Raw genomic sequence first — 10,397 nt, 5'->3', positions numbered from 1 at the left:
GCCCGCTTTTGTTTTACCCACAAGTAAACAACATAAACTAGCGTAAGTGTTTTAACGCTGTATCTTTTTGTCGGCATGTTTATTCCCATACAGCACTCTTGGTCGGCGCCGTTTTAATTGCCTGAGCCAGTCAGCTGTATCTTGGAAATCATGCGAGTGGGAATCGTGACTGGAGCATCTCGGGGCATAGGTGCCGTCTTCGCCGATAGGCTCGGGCAGCTACGTCCAGACCTAGATGAAATCTGGTGTATCTCTCGTAGCTACAACGATGATTCTTCCAGCGAGGCCGCTGAACACTCTAGGACCCAAGGTTCGCGTCTTCGATATCTTCGTCTAGACCAGTCCGATGATGATTTTGGCGATAAGCTCCGGAATCGTGTTGAGCGCCATCACGCGACGATAGTTTATTTAATCCTCAATGCCGCGTACGCGAATTATGGCGATGTTAATACCCAGGACTTTTCGCGGGCTGATCAAATGATACAGACGAATATTCGCGGAACGGTCGCAGCGGTTTACTCTCTAAACGATTTATTCGAAGAGGATGGCCACATTATTCTGGTTTCGTCGATCTCGGCTGTAGCACCAACTCCAGGGCTCGCGGTGTACACAGCATCGAAAGCGTTTATTCGGCATTGGGGTATCAGCCTTAGGGATGAATTAAGGCCTAATGGTGTAACTGTAACTATTTGCTACCCGGGAAAGGTTAAGACCAAGGCGCTCCGGGACGTCGTGAAGCAGGCGAAGTCGGTGAAGTTGCGTCTTATGCCTGAGCAGAATCTCAGTTATCTGGTGGAGCGCACGTTACGTGCAGCGGAGAGCGGCCGAGCGGAGGTCGCACCCGGTCTATATGGTCTGGTGATGGCTCTATTTAAGGCTGTGCCGAAACGTGTTGTGGCTCGACTGGCGCGGTTAGTTTGAGGCCCTCTAGTTTCGCGGTATCAAACTTTCGTTTAACCCCCTGGGTTTAGTCCATTTAGAAGCCAGTGTTATCTGAGTAGGCTACGAAGTATGCGTAAGTTATTCACAGCCGCTTCGGTCTATCTCGGTCTTGGTCTATTTTCTGGCGTTTTCTATCGTGAATTTACCCGTGCAATGGATTTTGGCGATAAAACGCAGCTCAATACGCTGCACACGCATTTCCTTGTTCTTGGCACGATCTTTTTCTTGGTTGCGCTGGCATTGGATGGTCAATTCAATATTTCAGCTGTCAAGGGCTTTGATCGCTGGTTCATTGTTCAGAATGTCGGCATTGTTTGGACGATCGGCATGATGGTGGCAAACGGTATCGTCCACGTTGTTTCAGGCCCGGAGGCCTGGGGTCCGATGTACTCGGGAATTGCAGGACTCGGCCACATTATCCTGACGGTTGGCTTTGTGTGGTTCTTTATGCTTCTCAATAAGGCGCTGAAGAATCGTGAACGCGAGGTTCGCAAGGCCAACGCAGCCGTATAAATTTCCAGCGGAAATGCGTGAGTCGGATAGCTGATTCGGCCTAGGTAATAAGGCGAAATAGAACCCCGTGCAGAAACTATATCTGCACGGGGCGCTTTCATATAGCGGCGGCTATTCGTCTGCGATAGCGGCCAGAGGTGGTGTCTTCGCGGCCTTCTGACCAGGTCCGAGAGCAGCAATAACGCCTACAAGCGCAGACCCAAGCAGCATGAGAACAACCTGCAGCCACGGTACCGCAATAGTATTCAGGCCCTCATCCTTCAGAACGGTCAGCAGTGACCAGCCAAGGAACAAGCCGAGGACAATACCCACGACTGCGCCGAAAATGGAGATTTCCACAGATTCCAGGCGAATCATCCGGCGAATCCCCGAGCGCTGCAGGCCGACGGCTCGAAGCATGCCAATCTCCTGGCGGCGCTCGACAACTGAGAGCGCGACAGTATTGATAATTCCCAGAATCGAAATGATGACCGCCAGTGCCAGCAGTGCGTACACGATTCCCAGCATGACATCGATAGAGGCATTAGCCAGGCCCGCAAACTCCTTAGCAGTCATCACTTGTACTACGAGGTAGTCCGCAACGGCGTCGCTAAGCTTTTGCTTCATTTTATCCAAGGAGCCGCTGTCTGCCGCGATGGAATTGGAGACATCGACGTAGGTCTGGAAGGGCAACAGGTGGCTGCTTTTGACATATTTATGGGCGGCTTCGTCGGAGACAATAATCGACTGGCCTGGATCTCTTGTGTCAGCAAAAATGCCAGTGACAGGGAGCCGTGTTACGCCGCCTTTGGAAACCACTGCAAGTTCAGTGTCAACGTTCCAACCATTCTTTTTCGCCGTTGATTCGCTGATGACAATTCCCGCATCCGGCATAGCTAGGTCAAGGGATCCTTGGAGGGCGCGAGTGCCGTACCATTTGCCGACGTTGGAGTTGAAAACCGACACATTGCTAGATTCCGGTCCGACTTCAGTTTGTTCGCCGTCGGCAGTCATCATCGTGGCGGCTTCTTCAGGTGGGATCACCAGCAGTGCACCAATCGACAACGTTGCGGTGTCTTCGACACCATCGATATCTTTCACCGCGTCCTCGACACCAAGAGGCAGGGCCGAATGCGCAGTCAGAGGCGGCGAGAGCACGAAGTCAGCCGTCAGATTTGTCTCTGACCACTCATTGACCGCTTCCTTCATGGACACGCCGAACATGCCGATCACAGTCACCAGCGCAAGTCCGAGCGTCAGTGCAAACGATGTGGTTCCCGTTCTGCGCGGATTGCGGTGGGAGTTCGTTGCCGCAAGCTTGCCGACGGTTCCAAAAGGCGCACCTACGACGCGCCCCAGTCCTCCAATCAGAGGCATGGACAGTGCGGGGCCGACAAGCCAGACGGAGGCTACGGTCATCACTGCACCGACACCAACGAAGATAGCGCGAATCTTGGTTTCCGCGTCGTTCCACTGCAATGCCCAGGCAATGATTGCGATAGCGGCGGATGCCAGCACAGCGCCGCTCCATGTCCGAATACTGAGACTATTGCTGGTTGTTTGATCCCCAGAGCGCATGGCTTCCACAGGAGGAACGGCACCAGCGCGGGCCGCCGGTGTCCAAGCGGCAATCATGGTAATTACCACGCCGACAAAGAGAGGAACGATGACTGCCACCGGTTCGAATGTCAGGCCGTCGCCGGGCATGGAGATACTCATGGCATCGAGAAGCATGAATAGCCCCTGGCTCAGCCCAAATCCCGTGATTACACCTAGTGCAGAACCGATGAGGCCAACAATGAATGCCTCCAAGAGGACGGACGCAGTGAGTTGTCGTCGTGAAGCACCGAGGGCGCGGAGGAGAGCGAACTCCTTCATGCGCTGAGTGACCAGCATGGTGAAGGTATTGGAGATGATGAAGATGCCGACCAGCAGACCGATGAGCCCGAAAGCGATGAGGAAGTAGTTAACAAAGCTTAAGGCGGAGGAGACACGTTCGGAAGCCTCGTCGGCGAGTGCAGAGCCGGCCTCTACCTTGAGGTCGGGGAACGCGGCCGCGACATCACGGGTAAGTGTGGCAGCATCAGTGGTGGAATCGGCAGCGAGAGTAAACATGTCCACATGTCCGTCTTCGCCGTAGAGCTCGCGCCACTGATTCTGGGTGAAAAAGACCGCGAGGTAGCCAGTTTGGTCGATGGAGGTATCAGCGATGCCGACGACCTTCACCGTCGCCCGATCGAGACGGGTGGCTACTTTGATTTCAGTGCCGACGTGGAGGCTGCCGAGTTTGGCGGTGGCGGAGTTGACGACCACCTCACCTGGTGCTTCCGGCGCGTGTCCCTCGGTAATCGTGACTTTGTTGCCCACCGCTTCGGCCGCTGGATAGTAGGGAAGGCCCATCGATGGCGAACCATTGGTCTGAATCGGCTTGCGGTCGGCTCCCGTGGCCGTGATGCTATTGCTGGGATTGCCGATGTTGAGGGCGCGCACCCCAGGGAAGTTCTCTACCTTCTGTTCAGTTTCTTTGGTGAGCGCACCGGGATTGTCAGCGGGGGCCGTCACCACCACGTCGACACCGTCATAAGCGGTACTCATTGCCCCCTTAAAGGCCTTGTCCAGCGATGATGTGAACACAAATGCGCCGGTGATGAAGGCCGTGCCCAGCACGACCGAAATAATTGTGAGCACGAGGCGCAACTTGTGCGAGGTGATGTTGCGCCAGGCGACGCGGCTCAGCGTGGAAGACGATGATGTCATGGGGGGAGATGACCTGCCTTCCTAAAGATTCTCAATATCTGTCATGCGCGCCAAAATATCGGCGGGCGTGGGATTGCGAAGCTCGTCAACCACGCGGCCATCCGCGAGGAACACAACACGGTCTGCGTAGGACGCGGCGGTGGCATCATGCGTCACAATGACGACGGTCTGGCCGATGTCATCAACCGCATCGCGGAGAATCGTCAATACCTCACGAGATGAGTTCGAGTCCAAGTTGCCCGTCGGCTCATCGCCAAAGATGATCTCCGGCCGGCTGACGATGGCACGCGCACAGGCGACACGCTGCTGCTGGCCACCGGACAGTTCCGAGGGGCGGTGCGTAAGCCGTTCTTTAAGCCCGAGGCGCGTGGTGATTTCCTCGAACCACTGCTTATCCACCTTCCGACCAGCGATATTGATAGGCAGGGTGATGTTCTCTGCCGCCGTCAACGTCGGCACCAGGTTGAAGGACTGGAACACAAAGCCCAGGCGGTCACGCCGCAGCGCCGTGATTTCCTTGTCCGACAGCTTCGACAGTTCCGTAGTACCGATGTACGCGCTTCCCGACGTCGCGGAGTCCAAACCGGCCATGCAGTGCATCAATGTCGACTTACCGGACCCGGACGGGCCCATAATCGCGGTGAACTCACCAGCGGCAAAAGAGATGTCAACATGGTCCAGTGCAGTAACAGCGGCATTGCCGTCGCCGTACTTCTTGGTGAGCCTCTCAGCGTAGGCCGCCGCTGGTGGGGCGGAATGCTCCAAAGAAGATTCCGTGGATGATTTAGCGGATTGTTGTGCATGCTTGGCAGACATGGGGAGGGGGCTCTCTTCTAATTAGATTTGATCAACGGCGAATTAATATCCGGCAGCGAAAGCGGATTGAAAACGCTGCGGTGGGAATGGAACGTTCGTTGTTCACCAGTCACGGGGTCAGCGAAACTCATTTCTACACAGACCAGGTGCAGGGGCTCCGAGGTATTCTCGGCCTCCAGCGGCAGAATCTCCGGGTAGTACTGGTCGCCCAGGATGGGAAAGCCCAGCTCACTCAAGTGCAGCCGCAGCTGATGAGTGCGTCCGGTGATGGGTTTCAATTGCCACAGCGCAACGTGACCACTGTCGGCAGCGAGGCCGTCGGCGTCCGAAGGCACGTCGACAAGCGAAATGTGCTCGATGATGGTGTGGGCGTTTGGCTCGCCCTCGAGAGTATAAGCCTGCATCTGGCCAGCAATCTTGTGCTGTCGCGTGCGCAACTCCAGCGGGGGCTCGGGCAGGGCTTCGCTGGTCGCGCCAGCGATGGGTGTGGGCGATGTCAGCGCGTGATAGCGCTTAGTGACTTCCCCAGATGCGAAAAGCCCCTGGTAGGCACCGCGAACTTCGCGCCGGGCGGTAAAGATGAGCAACCCCGACGTCAGTCTGTCGAGGCGATGCGCGGGAACCAACTCCGGATTTCCCAGCTCCCGCCGCAGGCGTACGACAGCGGTTTCCGTGATGTGTCGGCCGCGTGGCATCGTTGCCAAAAACGACGGCTTGTCGACGACCACAAGGTTGTCATCTTGAAAGACAATCGGCATCGGCCCCGCGATTGTGCGCTCCGGTGCTGGGGTGCGGTAAAACCACATTTCCGCGCCGGGCTTCACCATCTCATCCGGACTGTACGGCACTGAGTTGGCGCGAACGACGAGCCCATCTGCAAAGCGCTTGGCCACGGCCGCTTCATCATCGTCCGGGTGGCGGTGGGTTTGACCTGCGATAGCGCCTGCGAGCAGATCCCACGCACGGGTGGGGGCATCGCCACGACGCCCGGGAGCGGCGATGCGGGATGGGTTGAGCCCATCGCGAATGGGCAGTGGCATGCGACGCATACGGCTGACTTTAACAGGTGCCTCGGATTCATCTGGCGGGCAAGCGGAGCTGCTGTGGCAGGGCGGTGTTGGTATCGCCCCTAATGGCGTAGGTGGACAACATTCTGCCCTGTCGGTCGCAACATAATGGGGGTAGGGTGGAGGTGAAAGTAATAAAAGGGTTGGCTCGGAAGGGTTGACTAAATAGCAAAGCTTGTCCATTAAAATGGCGTCCAAGCAGGTGCGATAGGTGTAGCTGCGTTGCGGTCGGGCCGCGGAGAGCCAATTTTTATGGATCGCATAATAAGGAGGCAATCAATGCCAAGGCAGAACATCATTGTGTGCGCGGTCGATGGCTCGGAGGCATCCAAGACCGCCGTCAAGTGGGCCGCTAACACCGCAGTGAAGCGCGGTGAGCCACTCCGTCTGGTCAGCAGCTACTCCATGCCACAGTTCCTCTACGCAGAGGGCATGGTTCCGCCGCAGGAGCTTTACGACGATCTTGAGGCCGAAACCCTGGAGAAGATTAACGAGGCCAAGAAGATTGCCCTCGACTTCGCACCGTCGGTAGATGTCAGCCACCAGATTGAAGAGGGCAGCCCGATTGACATGCTGCTCGACCTGTCTGAGCAGGCAACCATGGTTGTTATGGGCTCTCGCGGTCTGGGTGGGCTCTCTGGCATGGTCATGGGTTCGGTTTCCGCCGCTGTTGTTTCCCACGCATCGTGCCCGGTTGTTGTTGTCCGCGAGGACAACCTGGTTACCGACGAGACCAAGTACGGCCCGGTCGTTGTCGGTGTCGATGGCTCCGATATTTCCGAAAAGGCAACGGAGTACGCATTCCGTGAGGCCGATGCCCGTGGTGCAGAGCTGATTGCAGTTCACACCTGGATGGACATGCAGGTACAGGCTTCCCTGGCTGGTCTTTCTGCAGCTCAGAGCCAGTGGCAGGTTGTGGAAGAGGAGCAAAAGGCTCTGCTCGGCCACCGGCTGGAGAAGTACGCTAAGAAGTACCCGGAAGTGGCCATCAAGAAGGTTGTTACCCGCGACCGCCCAGTTCGTGCTCTGGCTGATGCCTCGGAAGGATCTCAGCTGCTGGTCGTTGGCAGCCATGGCCGCGGTGGTTTCAAGGGCATGCTGCTCGGCTCCACCTCGCGGGCACTCCTGCAGGCGGCTGCTTGCCCGATGATGGTTGTCCGCCCGGAGACTGACGCCTAAAGCGGTCTTCGAGGGGACTGGGAAAACGCCGGTGCCGGTCGTGGAGGTGCGTTTAGCGCCGAGAACAGAAACCGTTACCGAATATTTATAAGTAGAACCTAGCCGGTTTCCGACATGCCTCGGAGGTCGGCTTCGGTTTATTTAAATGGAGCCTCTCGTCTGCATAAATCCCGTTTTTATGCAGAAAGTACAGATTCTATAAGGGTTTTCCGGTGGTTATCTGACTGTTATCTCGCTAGTTTCCCAGTGGCCGAAATGGCCTGATAGTGCTTGCAGTAGGTGCAAGATATTTTGGAAAGCCTTATAGTTGAGTCAGAACGATTTCGGAAAGGAATATCTATCATGAACGAGATTCTTCTTGCTGCCTCCTTTAGCCCCTCTCTGGGCTTCCTCGGCTGGATTATCGTCGGTGGCCTTGCCGGTTGGATTGGTTCCAAGATTATGGGCACCGATGCGTCGATGGGCGTCGTCCTGAATATCGTCGTCGGTATTGTCGGTGGCTTCCTCGGCGGTTGGCTGCTCACCCTGTTCGGCGTTGATGTCGCCGGTGGTGGAATGATCTTCAGCTTCCTTACGTGCCTGCTCGGCGCCGTGATTTTGCTGTGGATTGTCGGCCTGGTTCAGAAGCGTAAGTAAACCAAGAAAAACAGCACAGCTCAGCACGAAGCGTCGAAACGCTGCTATCTACTGGATAGTGAGCTAGAGCGCGGGGCATCTCATTAACATTGAGATGCCCTTTTTGTTGTGCGGTTGTCGTGAAGTTGGCGTTCTGCGGTTGTCGCGACAGCTGTTGGGGGCAGCAATCATCGCACGCTAAAGTAGGACTAGAGGCTGAAAGACTGACTAGTTTGTTCTTTTACAAAATCACAGTCGCAGATGCGCCTACAATGGAATATCACAAACTATAAACGCCCTGCTCAGTGTTGCGAAAGCAATGACGCGAACGCCGGTATTTGCGAGTAAGCAGCTGTTATAACGGGGTGTGACTTTGGAAGGACGAGAGGTACTGCCGTGGCAGAAGCGACAACGGGCAAGGGCGCAAAAGGCGGCCGCGCTTCCTCTCGCCGTCGTAACCGCCCCAGTCCGCGGGAGCGCCTCCTGACATCAGCGACAGCTCTGTTTACAACGGAAGGCATCCGCGTTGTCGGCATTGACCGCATCCTGCGGGAAGCTGATGTCGCCAAAGCCAGCCTGTACTCGTTGTTTGGATCCAAGGACAAGCTGGTCATCGCGTATCTGCAAGACCTCGATGCCAAATGGCGGGAGGCTTGGGAGCAGCGAGTGGCCTCGTTGGATACCCCGGCGGAGAAGATTCTCGCTTTCTTCGATCAGTGTATTGCGGAGCAGCCGGCAATCGACTTCCGTGGTTCACACTTCCAGAATGCGGCTAGTGAATATCCGCGGCCGGAAACGGAGTCGGAGCAGGACATCCGCCAGGCCGCAGCCGATCACCGCTCCTGGGTTTGGCAACAGCTACACACGCTGCTGACTGAAAATGAATCTAGTATGCCGTCTGCTCACGCAAATATGCTGTTGCTCTACCTCGACGGCGGCCTCGCGGGTGCCAAGATGTCCAAGGATCTGAACCCGCTGCAGATGGCGCGCGACCTGGCCCGTGACTTGGTCACGTAAATACCTAATTCCCTTTTTTAACGCGCCCTAGTTCTCGCCTTTTGCTCACGGGCTAATCCCGGAAGCGTTTCCAGTCCGACTCCTTTGAGCCGGTGGCTTTCTTAACCATATTCTTCGTATTCTGGCCGAGCAGCATTCCCAGGTTCTTTGCAATCAGAATTGGTTTCGGCCGCTTCTGCGCCTTTTGTGCTTTCTCGGCTTGTCGTTTCATGTCTGCCCGCACTTTAGCCAGGCCGGGAAGCGGCGGAACTATACCCGAGGAAATCTTCATATCCTGCGTCAGGGACGGCAAATTGTCCTGAGCGCCAGGCCTCATCTGGGTCACCATGTAGCGAACCTTCGCAATTTTCAAAGCCTGGGCATATTCTTCGTCCTGCTTTGCTTTACGACGGTCCCGCGATTCCTTCTCAATAGCGGCATATTCGCTCTTATACTGCTTTATTTTCCACGGAGCGAATGCGGATTTGATATAAAAGCGACGCTTGGCCTGCTTTAACTTCTTCTTTTCTTCCCGCTCCGATTCGTATTCACCCTTTTGGTGGTTTTGCAGAGTTCGGAAATCGTCCGTGAGTGGGTAGGTCTTTTCTACATAGCGGGTGAGAATAATATTTTGGGTCAGTGTCCAGAAGTTATTGGTGACCCAGTAGACAATTAGAGCCACAGGTGTTGGGCCAAAGAACCCCGCGAAGAGGATCATCAGCGGTGCGTAGATAAGCATTACGCGCATGAATTTGCTGAGGAATACACTGACGCTATTGGAATAGTCGAGAGTGCGCTGCAACCGGCGGTAGGAAATGACCAAGTTAAAACCGGTGAAAATGGCCGCTGCCACGATGCCGATAATGCAGAAAGCTAACAGCGAATCATGATTGCCCCCAAGGATTTGTAGTTGCTCCGGGTCCATGCGCAGATACGCGGGTAGAGGCTGCCCCAAGAATGTCGCGCTCAGAAAGTCGGAAATCTCATCCTTAGAGATGAATCCGACATTATGAGACGCAGGCAGTCCAGGCCCCTCAGACGCCCGCAGCATGTGCCTCAGCATGCGAACAAGGCCCATAATCACGGGAATCTGGACGAAGAGGGGCGCCAGCATTACGGAGGTCTTAATACCTTCGGCTTTGCGCATTTCCTTGCTGGCAAAGTTTACGTATTGTGGCGAGTTCGGCTCGATGCTCCTGCGGTAGCGCTCCTTGAGTATAAAAAGCTGCGGCCGTAGGTTGGCCGTCTTGCGCGCCGAGATAAATTGCTGGAACGCGAGAAACGCCAGAGCGCCACGCACCGTAAACACCAGCAGGAAGAGAGAAAGCGTCCAGGACAGAGAAGATGGCAGGTGAAACACTGAGGCCAGTAAAAGGTGCCACGCCTTAAGGACAAACGAGACCAGCCAAACAAATGGTTCCAAAATAACCACGGGCCGACTCCTCCATGTCAAGGATAAGAAAAGTAAGACAACCGGATTAGGCCGGTGTGCCAATTCCAGCCGCTATCCTAGCGACTCGAATCACCTGCCCC

General features: G+C 55.7%; 9 protein-coding genes. 5 read left to right on the top strand and 4 right to left on the bottom strand.

Annotated elements, in window-relative coordinates; translation table 11 throughout:
* The first annotated feature begins 165 nt into the window (after positions 1 to 165).
* Both HMPREF2847_RS05960 and HMPREF2847_RS05955 read left to right on the top strand, forming a co-directional pair.
* Positions 166 to 921: an SDR family NAD(P)-dependent oxidoreductase gene (locus HMPREF2847_RS05960; protein WP_168168365.1), complete on the top strand. Its 756-nt coding sequence runs from the start codon at positions 166 to 168 to the stop codon at positions 919 to 921.
* A gap of 90 nt (positions 922 to 1,011) precedes the next feature.
* A complete protein-coding gene (locus HMPREF2847_RS05955; RefSeq protein ID WP_070833583.1) occupies positions 1,012 to 1,455 on the top strand; it encodes a DUF2871 domain-containing protein in 444 nt (147 codons plus the stop codon).
* Positions 1,456 to 1,566: 111 nt separating this feature from the next.
* Here HMPREF2847_RS05955 and HMPREF2847_RS05950 read toward each other — a convergent pair whose 3' ends face one another.
* From HMPREF2847_RS05950 to HMPREF2847_RS05940, 3 genes are read right to left on the bottom strand one after another with little or no spacing between them, the layout of a single operon-like run.
* Positions 1,567 to 4,191 (bottom strand): ABC transporter permease, encoded by a 2,625-nt coding sequence (locus tag HMPREF2847_RS05950; protein ID WP_070851812.1) that lies wholly within the window; start codon positions 4,189 to 4,191, stop codon positions 1,567 to 1,569.
* 21 nt (positions 4,192 to 4,212) lie between these two features.
* The gene (locus HMPREF2847_RS05945) at positions 4,213 to 5,007 is read right to left on the bottom strand and encodes an ABC transporter ATP-binding protein (protein ID WP_187401109.1); all 795 of its coding nucleotides are present in this window, start codon (positions 5,005 to 5,007) and stop codon (positions 4,213 to 4,215) included.
* A 17-nt stretch (positions 5,008 to 5,024) separates the two neighbouring features.
* A complete protein-coding gene (locus HMPREF2847_RS05940) occupies positions 5,025 to 6,056 on the bottom strand; it encodes a pseudouridine synthase (protein WP_070851811.1) in 1,032 nt (343 codons plus the stop codon).
* Positions 6,057 to 6,353: 297 nt separating this feature from the next.
* Here HMPREF2847_RS05940 and HMPREF2847_RS05935 point away from each other — a divergent pair, with 297 nt between their 5' ends.
* The 3 genes from HMPREF2847_RS05935 to HMPREF2847_RS05925 all read left to right on the top strand — a co-directional run bounded on the left by HMPREF2847_RS05935 (position 6,354) and on the right by HMPREF2847_RS05925 (position 8,885).
* Entirely contained in the window at positions 6,354 to 7,253 is a 900-nt protein-coding gene (locus HMPREF2847_RS05935) for a universal stress protein (protein WP_005510554.1), read from the top strand.
* A 342-nt stretch (positions 7,254 to 7,595) separates the two neighbouring features.
* The gene (locus HMPREF2847_RS05930) at positions 7,596 to 7,889 is read left to right on the top strand and encodes a GlsB/YeaQ/YmgE family stress response membrane protein (protein ID WP_070833580.1); all 294 of its coding nucleotides are present in this window, start codon (positions 7,596 to 7,598) and stop codon (positions 7,887 to 7,889) included.
* Positions 7,890 to 8,264: 375 nt separating this feature from the next.
* Positions 8,265 to 8,885 carry a TetR/AcrR family transcriptional regulator gene (locus HMPREF2847_RS05925; protein ID WP_016421686.1) on the top strand — a complete coding sequence of 207 codons (621 nt, stop codon included), beginning with the start codon at positions 8,265 to 8,267 and terminating at the stop codon, positions 8,883 to 8,885.
* 52 nt (positions 8,886 to 8,937) lie between these two features.
* Here the strand turns inward: HMPREF2847_RS05925 and yidC are convergent, their stop codons facing one another.
* On the bottom strand, positions 8,938 to 10,296 hold the full coding sequence (gene yidC / locus HMPREF2847_RS05920; RefSeq protein WP_016421685.1) for a membrane protein insertase YidC: 1,359 nt from the start codon (positions 10,294 to 10,296) through the stop codon (positions 8,938 to 8,940).
* Positions 10,297 to 10,397 lie beyond the last annotated feature (101 nt).

The organism is Corynebacterium sp. HMSC074C03, assembly GCF_001838285.1.
Classification (GTDB): domain Bacteria; phylum Actinomycetota; class Actinomycetes; order Mycobacteriales; family Mycobacteriaceae; genus Corynebacterium; species Corynebacterium amycolatum.
This window is presented reverse-complemented; position numbering and strand designations above follow the sequence as displayed.

Bases quoted from the DNA above. Each gene is read 5' to 3' on its own strand.
- HMPREF2847_RS05945 (WP_187401109.1), bottom strand. From the start codon at position 5,007: ATGTCTGCCAAGCATGCACAACAATCCGCTAAATCATCCACGGAATCT.
- HMPREF2847_RS05935 (WP_005510554.1), top strand. From the start codon at position 6,354: ATGCCAAGGCAGAACATCATTGTGTGCGCGGTCGATGGCTCGGAGGCA.
- HMPREF2847_RS05930 (WP_070833580.1), top strand. From the start codon at position 7,596: ATGAACGAGATTCTTCTTGCTGCCTCCTTTAGCCCCTCTCTGGGCTTC.
- HMPREF2847_RS05940 (WP_070851811.1), bottom strand. From the start codon at position 6,056: ATGCGTCGCATGCCACTGCCCATTCGCGATGGGCTCAACCCATCCCGC.
- HMPREF2847_RS05950 (WP_070851812.1), bottom strand. From the start codon at position 4,191: ATGACATCATCGTCTTCCACGCTGAGCCGCGTCGCCTGGCGCAACATC.
- HMPREF2847_RS05955 (WP_070833583.1), top strand. From the start codon at position 1,012: ATGCGTAAGTTATTCACAGCCGCTTCGGTCTATCTCGGTCTTGGTCTA.